Raw genomic sequence first — 20,464 nt, 5'->3', positions numbered from 1 at the left:
GGCTCAAACGCCCACCGCCCTATCGATCCGATTTGCACTTTGTACATGGAGCTTTTATGAAATTTCTTTCACCGCTCGTCCTGCTGACTCTATGCGGTGTGATGGCCGCTCCACTGATGGCCGCCGAAGAGGCCCCGGGCCTGACCGGTTGCGCCGCCAAGAAACAGGGCATCATCAATCAGATCGAACTGGCCAAGTCCCACGGCAACGCCGATCAGCAGGCTGGCCTGGAAACCGCCCTGAGCGAAGTCACCGCTCATTGCACTGACGCCTCGCTGAAAAAGGAACGGGAGAACAAGGTCCTCGACGCCAAGCATGAAGTCAGTCAGCGTCAGGCCGACCTGGACAAAGCCATGAAGAAAGGCGACCCAGAGAAGATCAACAAGCGCAAAGACAAACTCGCCGAGTCCCGCAAGGCATTGCAGGACGCGCTCGACGAGCTGGACAAGTAATCCACCGGATTAGCGAGCGAACTGTTGTGGCGAGGGAGCTTGCTCCCTCGCCACCGTTGCGCAGCAAGCACCACCCAGTCACATCCGAGAATCAATGATCCCGAAACTCTTTATGGCACGCACTGCAGGCATCTTCGACTTTCTGCACCGCCGGCCCGAGGTTACTGGCCTTGTAAGGCTGGACCTTGCTGGCAATCACCAATTCACCGGTGCTGGCTTCAAGGGTGCGGGCCATTTCCTGAAAGCGTGCCTGTTTCTGCCAGACATCGCTCTTGGCACTGGTGTGATCTTCTTCGCGCACCTGTGGAAAATGCTTCCACGGTTCATGGGACAGCGCATCGAGCTTGATGGCGCCCTCAGCGAACTTCGGACCGTCGAATGGAATGCGGCCGCGCAACATGCCGCCCAGGTCTTCGCCGGTCTTGAGCATTTGCTTGAAGATCGCCTTGCGCTGGCCCAGTGGCGAGTTCGGGTCGACACCGCCACACGCAGACAACGTCAGGCAGGCCAGCAATACAACGGAAAGTCTTTTAAATGTCATGGTGGCTTCAGGTCACGGGAAACGGCGGCCAGTATCCTCGCGTCATCGACAAACACCAATAGCCCTAATATCAATACGGGTTGTTCGAGCGCAGTGAGCACTCGCGCAACCGGCAAAGGAATTACTCCATGAACAGCCGTTTCAAGGCCTGGCGTCATCGCCTCGCCTGGACTCTCCCGATAGTGGCCGTGCTCGCAGGCTGCACCGGTGGTGACAACAACAAACCGAAAACCCACGCGCTGGCGACTTATTCCAGCGCCACCTGGGAAGCGCTGCCTGCAGTGTCCGATAACGATCTGGTCGCCGGTTTCGGTTCGTGGCGCAGCGCCTGTACCCGACTCAAGGCCGATCCGGTGTGGGGCCCAACCTGCTCCGCAGCCGCCAATGTGCCGCAAACCGCCACCGACATCCGCGGCTTCCTCAAACAGAACCTCGATGTCTACGGCCTGCGCGCCGCCAACGACAATCCCGATGGCTTGATCACCGGTTACTACGAGCCGGTCTACCCCGGCAGCCTGACCCAAACCGCCGTGGCGAACATTCCGGTGTATGGGGTTCCAGAGGACATGATCATCGTCTCCCTGGACAGCATCTACCCGGAGCTCAAAGGCAAACGCCTGCGCGGACGGCTCGAAGGCCGCGTGCTCAAGCCGTACGACGATGCGGCAACGATCGAAAACAAAGGAGTCAAGGCGCCGGTGGTGGCATGGCTGACCGACCCGATGAACCTGCAGTTCCTGCAGATCCAGGGCTCGGGTCGCATCCAGCTCAGTGACGGCCGCCAGCTGCGCATCGCGTACGCCGACCAGAACGGCCATCCCTATCGGCCGATCGGCCGCTGGCTGGTGGAACAAGGTGAACTGAAAAAAGAAGACGTGACCATGGGTGCGATCAGCAACTGGGCCAAGGCCAATCCGACGCGCATTCCGGAACTGCTAGGCAGCAATCCCAGCTATGTGTTCTTCACCCGCAACCCCGACAGCAACGAAGGCCCTCGCGGCTCGCTGAATGTTCCGTTGACCGCAGGCTATAGCGCCGCCGTGGACCGCAAAGTGATTCCACTGGGCAGTCTGATGTGGTTATCCACGACGCGGCCGGACGGCACGCCGCTGGTTCGCCCGGTGGCCGCCCAGGACACTGGCGGCGCGATTGCCGGTGAAGTTCGGGCGGACCTGTTCTGGGGAACCGGAGAAGCGGCCGGGCAATTGGCCGGCGACATGAAACAACAGGGGCAAATCTGGATGTTATGGCCCAAAGGCGCGGCATTGCCGCAAGTGCCTCAGGTGGCCGACAAGCTCTAAAGTCAAAGATCGCAGGCTGCGCCAGCGCCTGCATGGATCAATGCTCATCCGCCATGTAGCGGTGAACCCGGCCAATGTAGGCGCTGGGCAGCCTGCGATCTTTTGCTCTTAGACAGAAACCACAAATAAACTGATGATCAACCCCAGCCCCACAAACCACACCAACGACCGCAAGATATGCCAGTCCGCCAGGTAACAAATGATGTACAGCAACCGGCTGGTGATAAATAAGACCGACAGCACATTGATGGTCACCAGCTCGGCATTGCCAGCCAGGTGCGCCACGATCACCGCCGCAGCGAACGCCGGGAAGATTTCAAAACTGTTCAGTTGCGCCGCATTCGCGCGCCTGCCCAAACCTTCCAGTGAATCAAGAAAATCCCGGGGATCATGGTTGTCGTCCAGCCTGTAACCGCCACTGATCTTGGCCACGACCGTGCACAGGTAAGGCAGGAAAATCGCGATCAAAATGCACCACAAAGCAACCGTCATAAAGTCATCCCTTCTTCAAGTTTCATGCGTCGAGCTCTCGTCGACAGTGAGCCAGTCAAAACTTCATCACCAATATACCGATCAACACCAGCCCACAGGCCAGGAGCCGAGGCCGGCCGAAAGGTTCTTTCAGGTAGCGCATGCCAAACAGCACCACCAGGATCACGCTGATCTCGCGCAATGCCGCTGCTTCGGCTATCGACCCCAGCTGCATCGCCCACAGCACCAGAGCGTAGCTGAACAACACGCAAAACCCGACCGCCAATCCCAGCTGCCACTGTTCACGCCAGAACAGCATGAACGCCGGTCGCTTGCGCACCAGTGCGAGCAACGGAAACGGCCAGGCGCTGAGCAACGTCACCCAGACCAGGTAATCCAGCGGATGCGACCAACGCCGCAGCGCCTGGCCATCGATAAAGGTGTAGCAGCCGATGCACAGACCGATCAGTGCTACCACCGGCAGCATCGACCAAGGCAAACGCGCGCCGCCACCGCCCTGCCACAGCAAGCACAGCATGCCGAACGGGATCAGCAGGATTCCGAAGATCTGCTGATGGGTCAGCACTTCTCCGGCAAAGATCAGCGTCAGGGCCAGCACCACCAGCGGCGACAGTCCGCGCATCAATGGATAGACCAGCCCCAGATCACCGACCCGATAAGCCTTAATCAGCAAATAGCGATAGAGCAACTCGAACGCCGCCGACGCCAGGATCCACGGCCAGATTTCAATCGGCGGTAACGCCACGAAAGGCAGCATCAGGGCGACAAACAACATCGCCACGCTGTCCATGCAAGCCACGACCAACAACCGTTCCGCGCTGAACTTGATCAGCGTATTCCACGCCGCATGCAGCAACGCCGCCACCAACACCAAAGCCGTCGCAAGCACGGCACGCTCCTTTTGTTCATCATCCTCACCTGGCAGGAGTATGGTTTGCCGTGGAAGGCGTTCTTGAAATCGCCATCGCCGGCAAGCCTCGCTCCTGCAGGAAGCGGTCAGATAATTGATTCGTCATAAGTCAGCAGCTGTTTATACTGCAAGCGACCACGCCGCACTCAGTTGCGCACAGACTAATTCCAAAAAATTCTGCCTCGGCCGGCTCTCCTCGAGAACGGTCTCCCAGATTGAATGCAGTAACGCTGTCGTCAATGTATCGGGTTGACAAGCAAGTCATGAAATCACCGGACAGACCTCATGACACCCGTCAGAAAATCGACCGGGAACTTCGACGCATTCAGGACGCACTCTGTATGAATTTTCTACAGGGCATTTTATCCCCCCTCCAAAACTGCCTGAAATCCCCTAAACAGAGCCTTTCAACTCACAATCGAGCGCGACACCAAGCGACTTCGTGTTTGTGTTCCCAATTGATACACCGTGCTCTCGCCTGCCTTCGCCTCTCCTAAAGTGCTGCTTCCGAAACCGCTCTCAAAGGAAGAGAAACTCATGACTGTTATCAGCCCCGTACGCCCCTCCTCATCACCTCCCTCAAGCAGCCTGAACAACGCGACTCAAGGTTCACCGACAAGTCCCTCTGACGAAGATTGGGGCGACTTCATGCAAGGCACCCGGTGCAAAGGTGAAGGCCTGTGCGAAACGCTGGCGAGCTCGTCGACCGGCCGAGAGCTTTCGATCCGCCGTTATGAGAACGACGTGGTCGAAATGGACCTCAAGCGCCCTGATATCAAAGACCTTGTGCTAAGCGGCGGAGGGGCCAAAGGGGTCGCCTTCTCCGGAGCGGTAAAAGCACTGGAAGAAAGTGGTCATCTGGACAAAATCAGCAACCTGCGAGGTTCATCGGCAGGCGCCATTACTGCGGCGGTGCTCGCCTGCGGAATGACACACGCGCAAATCGACAAACTGTTGGACGACATCGATCTTGTGTCGCTGCTCGACAGCCAAAGCAAGGTGCTTGGACCGATTCAGCACCTCAGCTCCACCATTGGTAAAGGTGTCGCAAAGGCCCCGGGCAAGACTGGCAAAATCGGACAGCTGCTGTTCGACCTGCTGCCTCGACTTCAATCCAAAGGCAGGCCACTGGAGGCACTGGTCCGTGACAAATCGGTCGAGTCGATCCTGTCTCGCTTCAGCCAGGCCCCTAAAGATGATCAGCGGCAAATTTCGGAGGCAAGCAAAGCTTGCGTAGAACAAATAAAAACCAATCGCTACGTGACCTTTGGTGATCTGGCGACCCTGAGCAAGGACATGCCTGAAATCAAGCAACTGCACATCACCGGCACTGCCATGTTCGACGGGCGCCCGCAAATGGTGGTGTTCAATGCCAGCCTGACCCCGGATCTGGATGTGGCTCACGCAGCCCTTATTTCAGGTTCATTGCCCGTCGTTTTCCAATCACCCTCAGAACAAGGTCTGCCCTTCCAGGGTGAGGGAGAGCGAACTTCCTTTCAGGATGGCGGGATCATGCTCAACACTCCGGTCCTGGATCTATACGATATTCAAATCCCGATGAGCGCAATTCCCGAAAGAGATCAGTTGATTCTCAAATTCGAGAGTGAGAATGGCGGTAAAAAAAACGATAGCGGCACACTTCTTTCGAGAACGATCGACAAGGCCATCGGCGTGGACCACTCGGCCCGAGACGCACAAGAAGAGAAAGGCATCGTCGCGTTTAAAGGACAAACGGTGATCGCTCCCCTGAAGACCGATGAGGGCGACTTCACTACCCTGCTGGGAGGCACGGTCAACTTCAGCATGCCGAAAGAGCACAGAAACCTGCTGCAGGAAAAACTGCGCTCCAAAGTTGAAGAACACCTGAAAAGCCATGACCGCAGCGAAACGTACACCTTCAAATCCATTGGTAGCGCTCTACTGGCCCTTGATGATGCATTGTTCGATACGGTGGCGCTTGAACTGAACAGTGATCAATCATGTGAAGCGGTCATCAGTTTCCGGCAGAAAGCTCAACAGGCGCTGACTGATTTAAAGCACGCTCTGGATGTCGTCTCCAAAGCCAGAGACAAAGAAGACCCAGGCAAGAAGAACGCCACACTGGAACTCACCCCAGAACTGCGTGCAGTGATCAATGCCCTGGATCAGCTCGGCGACACACCGGAAAAAACCGATTGGCTGGCGAAAAAACTCAATCATGGAAACCACCCGGATTACATGGAGCTGCTCCAAGCCGTCAAACGCATGGATGCCGGGGCACCAGGGCAAAAGTCTGCTGTCATGACCAAAGCCATCGAGGAAATGAGCATCCGCGACATCAAAATCAAGAGCGAAAACTTCATTCGCGAAGTGCTCTTTCCCTCCCTGTATCGTGTTGGCCAGCCTGACTCGAACGTCAAGCTGATAGGAGAGGCAATCATTGACTTGCGAGAAGCCAAGACCCCCGAGGATCAGGAGAGAGCAGGCAAACGGCTAATCGACAATTACGTCTCGCGTAACTCTCTATTCTCGAGTTTTGTCAGCTCGACGACGGTTGAACAAACCCGAGCATGGCTGATTCCTGCCAAGTAACCGTACTGCACCGGCAGGCCGGGCAAGTGGATACCTCGCCCGGCCTCATCGCTTGGCGTCCTCGTCTGCGGTCGGCCGGGCTTCGCTTTTCTTCTCTTTAGGGGCGCCGCTTTCACTGCGAATCTGCGCATGGCTGATCAGTGCAAAAATAAAGCTGCCGCCGATGATATTCCCCAGCAGCGTCGGACCGGCGAACACCAGCCAGAAATCCTTCCACGGCAGTTCCCCGGCAAAGACCAGATATGAAACCTCGGCTGAACCGACCACGATGTGGGTGAAGTCCCCCAGCGCCATGAAGTAGGTGATGAGGATGATGATCCACATCTTGGCGCTTTCCATGGATGGGATCATCCAGACCATGGTGGCGATCATCCAGCCCGAGACAATGCCCTTGGCGAACATCTGGCCGGCATCGTTTTCCATGACCTTGCGGCCGATGTCGAGGAAGGCCAGGTCAGTCTTGCTGTCGAAGATCGGCAGATGCAGCATCACATACGCCACCAGCAAAGTGCCGCAGAGGTTGCCCACCAACACCACCGACCACAACCGCAGCAAGCGGCCGAAGTTGGCCAGTGTGGGCTTGCTCATGATCGGCAGGACCGCCGTCAGGGTGTTTTCGGTGAACAACTGCTGGCGGGCGAGGATCACCGCGAGAAAACCGGCGCAGTAGCCGAAACTGGCGATGACCTTGAAACCTTCGGCGTCCGGCAGGCGGGAATTGAGCAACCCCATGGCCATCAGCGACAGACCCATGGTCAGGCCGGCGGCCAGCGCCGACCACCAGAGCGCGGCGATGCTGCGCTCAAGTTCCTGATCGCCCTGGGTGCGGATGATTTCGTGCAGCACCGCTGCGCGCGGAGGCTGGTTCTTGTCGACTTCGTGCTGCTCTTTCGCCGAGAGGTCGGGGGTCTTGCCGTCTTTGTGCGTGTCCATTGAAGCTCCTGAACCTGTGGCGTGTCATGTAGGTACGACACGTGGGGTCCGGCGCTGTTCAGTGGTCCGCTGAATCATCGTCGGCGGGTCGACCACTATCGCTAACAGGCTAGCTCCCACACTGGATCTGCGTCGTTCATAAAATCAGTGTTCACTGAAGATCTAATGTGGGAGCTGGCCTGCTAGCGAAGGGAGTACCGCCGATTCCATTAGCTGACGACGTCATCCTGAAACTGATCTTTGACGTACTTGATCTCGGTCCGGCCATGTGGCGCAGGCAAGCCGTCCTCACCGAGGTTGACGAAGACCATTCTCTCCACCGTCAGGATGCTTTTACGGGTGATCTTGTTGCGCACTTCGCAGGTCAGGGTGATCGACGTCCGGCCGAACTCGGTCGCGGTGATGCCCAGTTCGATGATGTCGCCCTGGCGCGAGGCGCTGACGAAGTTGATTTCGGAAATGTACTTGGTGACCACGCGCTGATTGCCCAGCTGGACGATGGCATAGATCGCCGCTTCTTCGTCGATCCAGCGCAAAAGACTGCCGCCGAACAGCGTGCCGTTGGGGTTGAGGTCTTCGGGTTTTACCCATTTGCGGGTGTGGAAATTCATATTCACTCCTGACCGTCTTGCCGATTGATGCCGTCCATCATGGCAGAGCCCGGACTAGAGCTCTATCAAGCATCGACTATGGTCTCGATTACCGTTCGGACATTGACCTGCAGAAAGGCTTTGGAAGATCAGCATAGCCCGCTATAATCGCCACCGTTTCAAAACGGTCATCTCCAATTGATACCGTTTTCCCGCCACCTGTCCGAGGGGCGCTGCAGCAGGTTCGACCTGTCAGGCTCGGATGGGGCGTTGCCTGGCCACGGCCAGACACTAAACGCACAACGGCGCCCATTCGCATACATTACGAATGGAGGCTCATCATGAGCGCTGTTATCACGCCTGCAGATTTTAACGATTACAAAGTCGCCGACATGTCCCTGGCTGCCTGGGGCCGTCGCGAAACCATCATCGCTGAATCCGAAATGCCAGCCCTGATGGGTCTGCGCCGCAAGTACTCCGCCGAGCAACCGCTCAAAGGCGCGAAGATCCTCGGCTGCATCCACATGACCATTCAGACTGCCGTGCTGATCGAAACCCTGGTTGCCCTGGGTGCCGAAGTGCGTTGGTCGTCCTGCAATATTTTCTCGACCCAGGACCAGGCCGCTGCTGCCATCGCTGCTGCCGGTATCCCGGTTTTCGCCTGGAAAGGCGAAACTGAAGAAGAGTACGAGTGGTGCCTGGAGCAAACCATCCTGAAAGATGGCGCGCCTTGGGATGCCAACATGATCCTCGACGACGGCGGCGACCTGACCGAGCTGCTGCACAAGAAATACCCGGCGATCCTGGACCGCGTCCACGGCGTGACCGAAGAAACCACCACTGGCGTTCACCGCCTGCTGGACATGCTGGCCAAGGGCGAGCTGAAAATCCCGGCCATCAACGTCAACGACTCGGTGACCAAGAGCAAGAACGACAACAAGTACGGCTGCCGTCACAGCCTGAACGACGCGATCAAGCGCGGTACCGACCACCTGCTGTCCGGCAAGCAAGCGCTGGTCATCGGTTACGGTGACGTGGGCAAGGGTTCGGCCCAGTCCCTGCGTCAGGAAGGCATGATCGTCAAGGTTTCCGAAGTCGACCCGATCTGCGCCATGCAAGCCTGCATGGACGGCTACGAGCTGGTTTCGCCGTTCATCGACGGTATCAACAACGGTACTGAAGCCAGCATCGACAAGGCCCTGCTGGGCAAGATCGACCTGATCGTGACCACCACCGGCAACGTCAATGTTTGCGATGCAAACATGCTCAAAGCCCTGAAGAAGCGCGCTGTTGTCTGCAACATCGGCCACTTCGACAACGAAATCGATACCGCTTTCATGCGCAAGAACTGGGCATGGGAAGAAGTGAAGCCACAGGTTCACAAGATCCACCGTACCGGCCCTGGCGCATTCGATGCCCAGAACGACGACTACCTGATCCTGCTGGCCGAAGGCCGTCTGGTTAACCTGGGTAACGCCACCGGTCACCCAAGCCGCATCATGGACGGCTCGTTCGCCAACCAGGTTCTGGCGCAGATCTTCCTGTTCGGCCAGAAGTACGCCGACCTGTCGCCAGCCCAGAAAGCCGAGCGCCTGACCGTTGAAGTACTGCCGAAGAAACTCGACGAAGAAGTGGCCCTGGAAATGGTCCGCGGTTTCGGCGGTGTTGTGACTCAGCTGACCAAGACCCAGGCCGACTACATCGGCGTGACCGTCGAAGGTCCGTTCAAGCCGCACGCTTACCGCTACTGATAGGCGCTGACTGACCGCTCCCCTAGGAGCTGCCGCAAGCTGCGATCTTTTGATCCTTGAAAGATCGCAGCCTGCGGCGGCTCCTACGGGGGCCAGCATCCGGCTTACGAGTTCTAAAGGGTATTCCCATGTCCCAAGACCGCCGCTACAGCTTCGAGTTCTTCCCTACGAAGACCGACGCTGGGCATGAAAAGCTGCTCGCCACTGCTCGTCAGCTGGCCACGTACAATCCCGATTTCTTCTCCTGCACCTACGGCGCTGGCGGTTCGACCCGTGATCGCACGCTCAACACCGTGTTGCAGCTCGAAAGCGAAGTCAAAGTCCCGGCCGCACCGCATTTGTCTTGCGTTGGCGACAGCAAGGACGACTTGCGCGGCCTGCTGACTCAATACAAGGCTGCCGGCATCAAACGTATCGTTGCCCTGCGCGGTGACCTGCCTTCGGGCATGGGCATGGCCAGCGGTGAACTGCGCCACGCTAACGATCTGGTCGAGTTCATTCGTGAAGAGACCGGCGATCATTTCCACATCGAAGTCGCCGCTTACCCGGAAATGCATCCGCAAGCGCGCAATTTCGAAGACGATATCGCCAACTTCGTGCGCAAGGCCAACGCCGGCGCCGACAGCGCGATCACCCAGTATTTCTTCAACGCCGACAGCTACTTCTACTTCGTCGAGCGTGTACGGGCGATGGGCGTGAACATTCCGATCGTGCCGGGCATCATGCCGATCACCAACTACAGCAAGCTCGCGCGCTTCTCCGATGCCTGCGGTGCGGAAATCCCGCGCTGGATCCGCAAGCAACTGGAAGCCTACGGCGACGACACCCAAAGCATTCAACGCTTTGGTGAACAAGTCATCACCGAAATGTGTGAACGCCTGCTGCAAGGTGGCGCTCCAGGGCTGCACTTCTACACACTGAACCAGGCTGAAGCGAGTCTGGCGGTGTGGAACAACCTGAAGCTGCCGCGCTAAACATCGTTACAAGCAAGAACAAAAGATCGCAGCCTCGTTTCACTCGACAGCTCCTACAGAATGCGCAATCTCTTGTAGGAGCTGTCGAGTGAAACGAGGCTGCGATCTTTTGCTTTCAACGCGCTTTTATTGTGATGCAACACACGGAGATAGAGCATTCGCAGGCGGTTTCTGGCTCTTTCCTGTTTCTCGTCGTAATCTGAAGTCCATGCCATTGATCCCGCAGTTAATCGCCATGCTGGTTTTCACTTGCCTGAGCTTCGCCGCTCGGGGCGAGAAATTGCGCATTGTCACCGAACCATGGGCGCCTTACGTCTATGAGGAGAACGGTAAATCACTGGGGCTGGACTACGAAACCACGGCCATCGTCTTCAAGCGCCTGGGGATCGAAGTCGAATGGCAGTTCCTGCCGTGGAAACGCTGCCTGTCGATGCTCGAAACCGGCCAGGCCGATGGCGCGCTGGACATTTTTCACAGTGAAGAGCGCGACGCCACCCTGCTCTACCCCGGCGAACCGCTCTCGGAAGTCCAGTTCGTGATGTTTTACGCCAACGAGCGGCCTCATCCGTTTCGTACCCTGGACGACTTGAAAGGCCTGACGATTGGCACCTCCCCAGGCTATCTGTACAGCCCGGACTTTCGCGAATCGACACTGTTCACTCGCGAGCCGGCGCCCACTCACGAAGCCAACTTCGGCAAACTGGTGCGCGGGCGAATCGACCTGCTGATCACCGATCGCCGGGTCGGCCAGCATTTGCTCGACGAATTGAACATCCGCGACCAGATCAGCGAAAACCCGACCGTCATCAGCCAACAGAGCCAATTCCTGGCAGTTCGCCGCAATGCGGGCATGGACTTGCTGGTGCAACGCTTCGGCGCCGAACTCAAGCGGTTCAAGCGCGAGCCCGCCTATGCCGAACTGAGTGCCCGTTATGGCGCCGATCCGGCCGTCAGCAATCACGCTGCCGGGGCCACCGCCGTCCGCGAAAAAACCGTTGAGCAGCAGGAAAGCGGCGCGCAGTGATTGCTCTGTTATACTCCGGCCTTCCCGCCAGGCTCACGCCCGGACGCTCGGACTTGTTCAAGGCATCTCGACCCCGCTACAGCGCAGCTTTTCAGCCCGCGCGAGCGCTCCAGACGAGCTTTCAAGGCCCAGCAGGACCGGACGGGATTGCGTTCCTCTTAAACGCCATTCGCGCCAGGCAAGACTCCCATTGGGCCAAGCCCTAACTAAAACAGGATTACTCATGTCCTTTGCTTCCCTCGGTCTCTCCGAGGCTTTAGTCCGCGCCATCGAGGCAGCGGGCTATACCGAGCCTACTCCGGTGCAACAGCGGGCCATTCCCGCCGTGTTGCAAGGTCGCGACCTGATGGTTGCGGCTCAGACAGGTACTGGTAAAACCGGCGGCTTCGCCCTTCCGATTCTGGAGCGGTTGTTTCCCAACGGTCACCCGGACAAATCCCAGCGTCACGGCCCGCGCCAACCACGCGTGCTGGTCCTGACCCCTACCCGCGAACTCGCGGCTCAGGTTCACGAAAGCTTCAAGGTCTATGCCCGTGACCTGAAGTTCGTCAGCGCCTGCATCTTCGGCGGCGTCGGCATGAACCCGCAGGTTCAGGCCATGTCCCGCGGCGTTGACGTGCTGGTGGCCTGCCCTGGCCGTCTGCTCGACCTCGCCGGCCAAGGCAGCGTCGATCTGTCCCACGTGGAAATCCTCGTGCTGGACGAAGCCGACCGCATGCTCGACATGGGCTTTGTCCATGACGTGAAAAAGGTCCTGGCCCGTCTGCCGAGCAAACGTCAGAACCTGCTGTTCTCGGCGACGTTCTCCAAGGACATCACCGACCTTGCCGGCAAGCTGCTGCACAACCCGGAACGCATCGAAGTCACGCCGCCGAACACCACGGTCGAGCGCATCGAGCAACGCGTATTCCGTCTGCCTGCCAACCACAAGCGTTCGCTGCTGGCGCACCTGATCACCGCAGGCGCCTGGGAACAGGTGCTCGTGTTCACCCGCACCAAGCACGGCGCCAACCGTCTGGCCGAATACCTGGACAAACACGGCCTCACCGCCGTCGCGATCCACGGCAACAAGAGCCAGAACGCGCGCACCAAAGCCCTGGCCGACTTCAAGGCCGGTGAAGTGCGCATCCTGGTCGCCACCGACATCGCCGCTCGCGGCCTCGACATCGATCAGTTGCCACACGTGGTCAACTTCGAACTGCCGAACGTCGACGAAGATTACGTTCACCGCATCGGCCGTACCGGCCGTGCCGGTCGTTCGGGCGAGGCGATCTCGCTGGTGGCTCCGGACGAAGAAAAGCTGCTGAAAAGCATCGAACGCATGACCAAGCAGAAAATCGCCGACGGCGACCTGATGGGCTTCGATTCCAGCGCTGTAGAAGCCGAGAAACCGGAAGTCCGCGAGCGTCCGGATGTGCGTAACCCGCGCAACCCACGTGGCCCGCGCGGTGACGGTCCGAACGGCAGCGGCGGTGGCGGCGGTCGTAAAGACAAAGGCAAGGACAAGGGCGGCAAGGAAAAACCTGCAGCCACTGGCCGTGGCGATCGTCCGGCCCGTGAGCAGAAACCACGCGAAGGCACCCCGGCTCGCGAGCAACAGCGCCCGGCGCCACGCGCTGCCGCTGATCGCGCTCCGGACGAGTTCCTGGACGACGATATCGATAACTTCGGTAACCGCGTCGACTACGTGCCTCAAGCCAAACCGGCTCAGGGTCGTGGCCGCCGTCCGGGCGCTCCGGCACAAGGTTCGGCCGCTGGCACAGGTGCTCCGCGCACTGGCGGCAAGCCTCAGGGTCGCCAAAGCGGTCCGCGCAGCAGCGACGGCGCCACCACCGGCACGCCGCCGGCCAAGCGCAGCGGTCCACGCAACGGTGCTCCACGTGACGGCCAGGCCCGTCGCGAAGAAGGCCGCAACCGTCGCCCGGCGCGTGACGACCAGCCGCGTTCGGAACCCGCCGTGCAAAACCCGCGTGGTCCGGCACCGAAGATCATTCACAAGGAGTCGAAAACCGATCGTTTCCCGACTCCCGAACAACTTGATCAACTGCCAGGCCGTCCCCGTGGTGAGAAACCAGCATTGCTGACTCGCAATCGCTGATTTGACACTGCCATGAAAAATGCCCCGGATCTCGCGATCCGGGGCATTTTTTTATGTATCACAAATTGCTTTTTGTAGGCGCTGGCGAAGCCTGCGATCTTTTGATCTTGAAAGATCGCAGCCTGCGGCAGCTCCTACAACTGAGCATTACTTCGCTTTGACACCTTCAAACGAAACGTACAACTCGACTGCATCGGACGCTGGGCCCAGGTCTTTCTGCTTGCCGAAGTCGGAACGCTTGATGCTGGTGGTGCCCTCGAAGCCGGCACGGTAGCCGCCCCATGGATCCTTGCCTTCGCCCAGGAAGGTAGCCTTGACCACGACTGGCTTGGTCACGCCAAGGATGGTCAGGTCGCCGGTCACGTCGGCAGTGTCTTTGCCAGCGGCGTTTTTGCCGGTGGATTTAACGCTGGTGGAGACGAACTTGGCTTTAGACCCGTCCAGGAAGTCTTTGCTGGCGATGTGCTTGTCGCGCTCGGCATGGTTGGTGAACACGCTGGCGGTGTTGACGTTGAACTCGATCTTGCTCGCTTCCGGCTTGGCCGCATCGAAGCTGAACTTGCCGTCGATGTCCTTGAAGGTACCGGTGATGTAGCTGTAGCCCAAGTGGCTGATCTTGAAGTCAACGAAGGCATGCTGGCCTTCCTTGTCGACGACGTAGTCAGCTGCCATCACGTTAGCGGACAGCAGAGCCGAACCGATTGCCACAGCAGCGAGTGTTTTTTTCAACATGCTTTCTATTCCTTTGGAGTCGAGGTTGAACTTCAGGCTTTGCGGCCCAGCATACGAATGAGGGTCGCATCACGATCGATAAAGTGGTGCTTCAATGCTGCCAACGCATGGAGACCGGAAAAAATTACCAGTACCCACGCCAGATACAGATGGATCACACCGGCGGTGTCTGCCTGGTCCGGTATTCCGGACACCAGTGCAGGAACTTCAAACAGGCCAAACACCGGAATCCCGACACCGTCTGCGGTGGAAATCAGGTAACCGGCAATCATCACAGCAAACAGGCCGAGGTACAGGAACGAATGGCCGAACTTCGCGCCAATGCGCGTCAGACGGCTGTAGCTGTCGAGTGTCGGCGGTGGCGGACTGACAAAGCGCCACAACACACGCAGCAACATGACGGCAAACAGCACCAGGCCAATGCTCTTGTGCAGGTCCGGCGCGTCTTTGCGCCAGGTGCTGTAGTAGTCGAGACCGACCATCCACAACCCCAACGCGAACAGACCGAAGACCGCCAGCGCCACGCACCAATGCACGAAGATGCTGACCCAACCGTAGCGGGAAGAAGAGTTACGTAGCTGCATGCCCAAATCCTGTGAGAACTGCGACCAAGACTATCGAGTTATCTATCGATTTAAAGCGGAAAATTTCGCTTTGAAATATCGAGAAATACGATCAAGAGTCTGAAATGGGTGAGTTAAGGAAAGATTAAAGACCACTGGGTGAGAAATGATGACGTCCGAATCAAGAACACCTGCGCCATGAGATTTATTCGTTTTTTTCTTCAGGCATAAAAAAACGCGGCATTTCTGCCGCGTTTCTTTAATCCCGAAGCTTACTGCGCCTTGGTATCTGTCGCCGCGGTCGCAGCGGGCTTGGTCGCTGGTTTCTTCGCCAGTTCAGCTTTCTTCACAGGCGCCTTGGCCGGGGCTTTTTTGGCATCGGTTTTGGCAGCGGGCTTTTTCGCCGGCGCTTTGGCCGGAGCCTTCTTGGCTGGCTCGGCTTTTACCGGTGCGGCAGGCTTCGGCGCTTCCACTGGCGCAGGCGCCGGGGTTGGCACTGGAGCGGGTGTCGGTGCTGGCGGTGTTACCGGCTCGGGTGCCTTGACCGGTTCCGGCTTCTTGTCTTCATCGGAGGATCCACCAAACAGATTGCTGAAGAAGTTGCCCTTCTTCGCCGCCACTGCACCGGCCGCAACAGCTGTCGCTGCCGGAACCACTTTCGCCGGCTCAAACGACTTGCCTGCCGCCAGGTCTTCAACCTGACTGGCTGCGCGCTGACCGGTGCGCAATGCGCCCTCCAGCGTGCCTGGGTACAAGGTGTCGGTATGTTCGCCAGCGAACGCTACGCGTTGCAGCGGACGTTCCCACAGGCGCCAGTACTTGCTGATCTGGCCCGGGCCGAAGGCCAGGTAAGCGCCGCCCATCGACGGATCGGTGCTGTAGCGGCGGATTTCATAACCGGTGAACGAACCGCGTGCCTGTGGATAAAATGCGTGCAGACGAATCAGTACCTGATCGGCCATCTGCTTGTCGCCGAAGGCCTGCATCACCCGCGCATTGTCGCCGGACAGGTTGATCACCACGTTGGCACCACCCTTCAGGGCTGGCTCGACCCACAACATGCCCAGGCCGGTGTTGCTGTAGATCTCGCCGGACATGCGCGCCTTGCTTTCCCATACCGGCGTCTTGAACTTCAGCATGATCTGGTCGCGCCAACCGTAGTTGGTGCCTTTGATCGCGCCCAAGTGCTGGGCATCCAGCGCCGGGGTCATCTGGATCTTGTTCAGGGCGCGCAATGGCACGGCGACCACGACGTAGTCAGCCTGATAGCCGACGCTGCCGACTTTGACGGTCACGCCATCCTTGTCCTGGATAATGGCCGAGACCGGGGAGCTGGTCTTGATGGTTTTCAGCTGTTTGACGAAGGCTTGAGCCAGCACCGGACTGCCGCCGAGCAGGCGCGAAGCGCGCAGGTCACGATCGGACACACCGCGATAAACCCGGCTCTGTTGTGCGTAGTACAGCAGCGACAGGCGCGAAGGTTCGTCATAACGGGTACGAATTTGCTGATTGATCAACTGCCGAGCCGTGGCGGGCAACGTCAGTCGATCAAGCCAGTTGGAGACGTTGATCTGATCCAGGGCATGCAGCGTGCTGGTCGCGGCCGGGTTCTGCGGGTCTTCGATCGAGCGCGCCAGATCGTCCAGCGTCTTTTCGTAACGCTTGAGCGCGTCACTGGTGGCCGGTTCCTTGGTCGCCAGATCAGCGGCGGTGTAATACACGCCGTCGATCAGGTAGCTCGGCGTGCGCACGAATTCCGGTGCCGGCGTAGTGCTCAGCTTGAATGTCGAAACGTATTTGTTCAGCACCGGCTGGGTCTTGTCGTTACCGATCCACTCGCTGGTGGCCATGCCGGAGCGGCCGCCCAGGCTCGGTTTGGCTTCCAGCAGCGTGACTTGCCAGCCTTTGTTCTGCAGTTCGTATGCCGCCGTCAGGCCCGAAAGCCCGCCGCCGATCACGATCGCTGTTTTATCCTTGGCCAGCGCAGACACGCTGAACAGCCCCAACATCACCAGCGCACAGGCGCGCAGCCAACCAGCAGACATTCAGCGAACTCCGGAAATACACGTAGGAAAAACGGTTTTGCGAGTCAGACGACTCAAAGAACCGCGAAGAATACGTTAGCCATCATTGGGCCGCCAGCGACGTCTATCGCCCTATACAAAGTAGCTCAATCGACACAATGGGTTGTTCCCGCGCGATGCATTGCATAGGCTTGCGCGATTGTATGTCCGCGCCTGTCGGCGGATCGCCTCGAGGAGACTGAACATGGGCCTGAACAATCAGTGGATGCAACGCGATCTCGCGGTGTTGTGGCATCCCTGCACCCAGATGAAAGACCACGAACAGCTGCCACTGATCCCGATCAAGCGCGGTGAAGGCGTGTGGCTGGAAGACTTCGAAGGCAAACGCTACCTCGATGCCGTCAGTTCCTGGTGGGTCAACGTGTTTGGCCACGCCAACCCGCGCATCAACCAGCGCATCAAGGATCAGGTCGATCAGCTGGAGCACGTGATCCTCGCCGGTTTCAGCCATCAGCCGGTCATCGAGTTGTCCGAGCGTCTGGTGAAGATGACGCCCGAAGGCCTGACCCGATGCTTCTACGCCGATAACGGTTCGTCCTGCATCGAAGTCGCGCTGAAAATGAGCTTTCACTACTGGCTCAACCGCGGCCAGCCGAACAAGAAGCGCTTCGTCACACTGACCAACAGCTATCACGGCGAGACCATGGCGGCGATGTCGGTGGGCGACGTGCCGCTGTTCACCGAGACCTACAAGGCGCTGCTGCTGGACACCATCAAGGTGCCAAGCCCCGATTGCTACCTGCGCCCTGAGGGCATGAGCTGGGAGGAGCATTCGCGCAACATGTTCGCCGCCATGGAGCAGACGCTGGCCGAGAACCACGACACCGTCGCGGCGGTGATCGTCGAGCCGCTGATTCAGGGCGCCGGCGGCATGCGCATGTATCACCCGGTTTATTTGAAGCTGCTGCGTGAAGCGTGCGACCGTTACGGCGTGCACCTGATCCACGACGAAATCGCCGTCGGCTTCGGCCGCACCGGGACCATGTTTGCCTGTGAACAGGCCGGCATCCGCCCGGACTTCCTCTGCCTGTCCAAGGCCCTGACCGGCGGTTACCTGCCGCTGGCGGCCTGCGTGACGACCGAAGACGTCTACAGCGCTTTCTACGACGACTACCCGACCCTGCGCGCCTTCCTGCATTCCCACAGCTACACCGGTAACCCGCTGGCGTGCGCGGCGGCCTTGGCGACGCTGGATATCTTCGAAGAAGACAACGTCATCGAAAACAACAAGGCGTTGGCCCAGCGCATGGCCTCCTCCACCGCGCACCTGGTCGATCACCCGAACGTCTCGGAAGTACGCCAGACCGGCATGGTGCTGGCCATCGAGATGGTCAAGGACAAGGCAACCAAGGAAGCTTACCCGTGGCAGGAACGTCGTGGCTTGAAGGTGTTCCAGCATGCACTGGAACGAGGTGCTTTACTTCGACCGTTGGGCAGCGTGGTGTATTTCCTGCCGCCTTACGTGATCACGCCGGAGCAGATCGACTTCCTCGCGGAAGTGGCCAGTGAAGGGATCGACATTGCGACCCGCAATAGCGTGAGCGTCTCGGTGCCGAAAGACTTCCATCCCGACTTCCGTGATCCGGGCTAGAAGTCACCGAGAACCCCTGTGGCGAGGGAGCTTGCTCCCGCTGGGTCGCGAAGCGGCCCCGCTTATCCCTGGAAAGAAGAGGACTGCTGCGCAGTCCAGCGGGAGCAAGCTCCCTCGCCACAAAAAACCAGCCACATTTGCGACTTGATCCAACTTACTGATTCAGTAGAGACCCAGCATGAGACTGTCCCGCTTCTTTATCGACGCCCCCCTGAGCACCGGCGAGCACGAGTTGCCCGAGGCCCAGGCCCATTACATCAGCCGCGTGCTGCGCATGGCCGAGGGCGATGTGCTGCAATTGTTCGACGGCTCGGGCCATGAGTTTCGCGCCAGGCTGGTGGAGGTTGGCAAGAAGCGCGTGGTGGTGCAGATCGATGAAAGCTTCGCCGGTCAGGTCGAATCACCGCTTGCGATCCATCTCGGCCAGGGTTTGTCCCGTGGCGAGCGGATGGATTGGGCGATTCAGAAAGCCACTGAACTGGGCGTGACTGAAATCACCCCGATCTTCAGCGACCGCTGCGAAGTCCGGCTGAAGGACGAGCGCGCCGACAAGCGCCTGCTGCATTGGCGCCAGGTGGCGATCAGCGCGTGCGAGCAGTGCGGGCGGTCACGGGTGCCGGTGATTCATCCGCCGCTGTTGCTGGCGGACTGGTTGAAGCAGACCGAGGCTGAGTTGAAACTGGTGTTGCATCCGGTGGCGGAGCCGTTGGTGAGTCATGCGAAGCCGGCAACGTTGGCGTTTCTGATCGGGCCTGAGGGCGGGTTGTCCGACGCTGAAGTCGAGCAGGCCAAGGCTGGCGGTTTTCACGCCGCCCGCCTCGGTCCTCGCGTATTGCGCACCGAAACCGCACCCGTCGTGGCGTTAGCGGTGGCGCAACAACTGTGGGGCGACTTCTAGGTTCTGATCGTTCCCACGCTCCACGTGGGAACGATCTGTCCGCAACTACTGCACCGGATCACTCACCGGTTTGGCGATGATGGCTTTCAGCTCGCTGGTCATCGGGAATTCCAGGTTCAAGCCTTTGGGCGGGATCGGCTGTTGGAACCAGCGGTTGTAGATGCCGTTGATTTCCCCTGAGCTGTACAGGTCGGCCAGTGTGGAGTTGACCAGTGCCAGGAACTGCGGATCATCCTTGCGCACCATGCAGCTGTAGATTTCCCGCGACTGCTCCTCACCCACCACCACCCACTTATGCGGATCGCGGGCCTTCGCTCGTTCACCATAGAGCAGCGCGTCGTCCATATAGAACGCCGCCGCCCGACCCGACTGCAGCATCTGGAAAGCCTCGCCATGGTCCTTGGCGCTGATCACGAACATATCGATCTTGTGATCGACGTTGTAGCTCTTCAGAAACCGTTCATTCGTTGTGCCCGCGGTGGTCACGACGTTCTTGCCGCGCAGGTCAGCGAAACTCTTGATGCCGCTGTCCTTCGCCGTGAGCAACTGACCCTTCACGTAGATAAACCCGTAGGAAAACGCCACTTGCTGCATGCGCTCGGCGGTCACGCCGGTGGAGCCGCACTCAAGGTCGACCGTGCCGTTCTGCACCAGCGGAATGCGCGTTTGCGAGGTCACCAGGTTGTACTTCACCTGCAGATCCGGCAGTTCAAGCTTTTGCTTGATGCGCTCGACAATCTTGCTCGCCAGGTCCACCGAATAGCCCATCGGCTGCCCCGTGTGATCACCCACGTAGGAGAACGGCACCGACGCGTCGCGATAGCCCAGCGTGATGCTCTTGGCATTGGCAACCTTGTTCAGCGTACCGGTCAGTGGCGTTTCGTTGGCCTGGACCTGACTGGCGAGCAGCAGACCGAGGGTGCAGCCGATCAACGTGATTTTTTGCATTGTTATTCTCC

18 protein-coding genes and 1 riboswitch are annotated in these 20,464 nt (G+C 58.9%); of the genes, 9 read left to right on the top strand and 9 right to left on the bottom strand.

All coding sequences use genetic code 11. The annotated features are described in order from the left end of the window. Positions 1 to 56: 56 nt before the first annotated feature. Positions 57 to 452 (top strand): DUF1090 domain-containing protein, encoded by a 396-nt coding sequence (locus tag ACM6IQ_RS26010; protein WP_017341231.1) that lies wholly within the window; start codon positions 57 to 59, stop codon positions 450 to 452. A gap of 91 nt (positions 453 to 543) precedes the next feature. Here the strand turns inward: ACM6IQ_RS26010 and ACM6IQ_RS26005 are convergent, their stop codons facing one another. Further along, positions 544 to 993: a c-type cytochrome gene (locus ACM6IQ_RS26005; RefSeq protein WP_414880177.1), complete on the bottom strand. Its 450-nt coding sequence runs from the start codon at positions 991 to 993 to the stop codon at positions 544 to 546. A gap of 128 nt (positions 994 to 1,121) precedes the next feature. Between ACM6IQ_RS26005 and ACM6IQ_RS26000 the strand changes: the two genes are divergently transcribed. Continuing rightward, the gene (locus tag ACM6IQ_RS26000) at positions 1,122 to 2,294 is read left to right on the top strand and encodes a murein transglycosylase A (protein WP_414880176.1); all 1,173 of its coding nucleotides are present in this window, start codon (positions 1,122 to 1,124) and stop codon (positions 2,292 to 2,294) included. Between the two features lie 108 nt (positions 2,295 to 2,402). On the opposite strand, the gene ACM6IQ_RS25995 is transcribed toward ACM6IQ_RS26000, so the two are convergent. Together ACM6IQ_RS25995 and ACM6IQ_RS25990 are read right to left on the bottom strand one after the other, a co-directional pair. Continuing rightward, the gene (locus tag ACM6IQ_RS25995; RefSeq protein WP_017341234.1) at positions 2,403 to 2,786 is read right to left on the bottom strand and encodes an MAPEG family protein; all 384 of its coding nucleotides are present in this window, start codon (positions 2,784 to 2,786) and stop codon (positions 2,403 to 2,405) included. A gap of 55 nt (positions 2,787 to 2,841) precedes the next feature. After that, entirely contained in the window at positions 2,842 to 3,675 is an 834-nt protein-coding gene (locus tag ACM6IQ_RS25990; RefSeq protein WP_017341235.1) for a DMT family transporter, read from the bottom strand. Between the two features lie 558 nt (positions 3,676 to 4,233). Here ACM6IQ_RS25990 and ACM6IQ_RS25985 point away from each other — a divergent pair. Next, positions 4,234 to 6,267, top strand: a complete 2,034-nt coding sequence (locus ACM6IQ_RS25985) for a patatin-like phospholipase family protein (RefSeq protein WP_414880175.1) — start codon at positions 4,234 to 4,236, stop codon at positions 6,265 to 6,267. 45 nt (positions 6,268 to 6,312) lie between these two features. Here ACM6IQ_RS25985 and ACM6IQ_RS25980 read toward each other — a convergent pair whose 3' ends face one another. Beyond that, entirely contained in the window at positions 6,313 to 7,200 is an 888-nt protein-coding gene (locus ACM6IQ_RS25980; RefSeq protein ID WP_017341237.1) for a formate/nitrite transporter family protein, read from the bottom strand. Between the two features lie 209 nt (positions 7,201 to 7,409). Further along, complete coding sequence (locus ACM6IQ_RS25975) at positions 7,410 to 7,811, bottom strand: acyl-CoA thioesterase (RefSeq protein ID WP_017341238.1); 402 nt, start codon at positions 7,809 to 7,811, stop codon at positions 7,410 to 7,412. 198 nt (positions 7,812 to 8,009) lie between these two features. Continuing rightward, positions 8,010 to 8,108: riboswitch (S-adenosyl-L-homocysteine riboswitch) on the top strand. A gap of 23 nt (positions 8,109 to 8,131) precedes the next feature. Between ACM6IQ_RS25975 and ahcY the strand changes: the two genes are divergently transcribed. From ahcY to ACM6IQ_RS25955, 4 genes are all read left to right on the top strand, one after another. Beyond that, positions 8,132 to 9,541: an adenosylhomocysteinase gene (gene ahcY / locus ACM6IQ_RS25970; protein ID WP_017341239.1), complete on the top strand. Its 1,410-nt coding sequence runs from the start codon at positions 8,132 to 8,134 to the stop codon at positions 9,539 to 9,541. Between the two features lie 128 nt (positions 9,542 to 9,669). After that, positions 9,670 to 10,515 (top strand): methylenetetrahydrofolate reductase [NAD(P)H], encoded by an 846-nt coding sequence (metF, locus tag ACM6IQ_RS25965; RefSeq protein WP_017341240.1) that lies wholly within the window; start codon positions 9,670 to 9,672, stop codon positions 10,513 to 10,515. A 208-nt stretch (positions 10,516 to 10,723) separates the two neighbouring features. Then, complete coding sequence (locus ACM6IQ_RS25960) at positions 10,724 to 11,539, top strand: substrate-binding periplasmic protein (protein ID WP_017341242.1); 816 nt, start codon at positions 10,724 to 10,726, stop codon at positions 11,537 to 11,539. Between the two features lie 223 nt (positions 11,540 to 11,762). Next, positions 11,763 to 13,637 (top strand): DEAD/DEAH box helicase, encoded by a 1,875-nt coding sequence (locus ACM6IQ_RS25955; RefSeq protein ID WP_017341243.1) that lies wholly within the window; start codon positions 11,763 to 11,765, stop codon positions 13,635 to 13,637. 147 nt (positions 13,638 to 13,784) lie between these two features. Here ACM6IQ_RS25955 and ACM6IQ_RS25950 read toward each other — a convergent pair whose 3' ends face one another. The 3 genes from ACM6IQ_RS25950 to ACM6IQ_RS25940 all read right to left on the bottom strand — a co-directional run bounded on the left by ACM6IQ_RS25950 (position 13,785) and on the right by ACM6IQ_RS25940 (position 16,977). Next, a complete protein-coding gene (locus ACM6IQ_RS25950) occupies positions 13,785 to 14,369 on the bottom strand; it encodes a YceI family protein (RefSeq protein WP_010466914.1) in 585 nt (194 codons plus the stop codon). A gap of 32 nt (positions 14,370 to 14,401) precedes the next feature. After that, a complete protein-coding gene (locus ACM6IQ_RS25945; protein ID WP_414880174.1) occupies positions 14,402 to 14,953 on the bottom strand; it encodes a cytochrome b in 552 nt (183 codons plus the stop codon). 251 nt (positions 14,954 to 15,204) lie between these two features. Beyond that, entirely contained in the window at positions 15,205 to 16,977 is a 1,773-nt protein-coding gene (locus tag ACM6IQ_RS25940) for a flavin monoamine oxidase family protein (protein ID WP_414880173.1), read from the bottom strand. A 223-nt stretch (positions 16,978 to 17,200) separates the two neighbouring features. Between ACM6IQ_RS25940 and ACM6IQ_RS25935 the strand changes: the two genes are divergently transcribed. Both ACM6IQ_RS25935 and ACM6IQ_RS25930 read left to right on the top strand, forming a co-directional pair. After that, entirely contained in the window at positions 17,201 to 18,607 is a 1,407-nt protein-coding gene (locus ACM6IQ_RS25935; protein ID WP_017341246.1) for an adenosylmethionine--8-amino-7-oxononanoate transaminase, read from the top strand. A gap of 178 nt (positions 18,608 to 18,785) precedes the next feature. Beyond that, entirely contained in the window at positions 18,786 to 19,505 is a 720-nt protein-coding gene (locus tag ACM6IQ_RS25930; protein ID WP_017341247.1) for a 16S rRNA (uracil(1498)-N(3))-methyltransferase, read from the top strand. 45 nt (positions 19,506 to 19,550) lie between these two features. On the opposite strand, the gene ACM6IQ_RS25925 is transcribed toward ACM6IQ_RS25930, so the two are convergent. Next, a complete protein-coding gene (locus ACM6IQ_RS25925; RefSeq protein ID WP_017341248.1) occupies positions 19,551 to 20,453 on the bottom strand; it encodes a transporter substrate-binding domain-containing protein in 903 nt (300 codons plus the stop codon). Between the last annotated feature and the right edge of the window lie 11 nt (positions 20,454 to 20,464).

Source organism: Pseudomonas sp. IT-P100, from assembly GCF_949767185.1.
Taxonomy (GTDB): Bacteria; Pseudomonadota; Gammaproteobacteria; order Pseudomonadales; family Pseudomonadaceae; genus Aquipseudomonas; species Aquipseudomonas fluorescens_B.
This window is presented reverse-complemented; position numbering and strand designations above follow the sequence as displayed.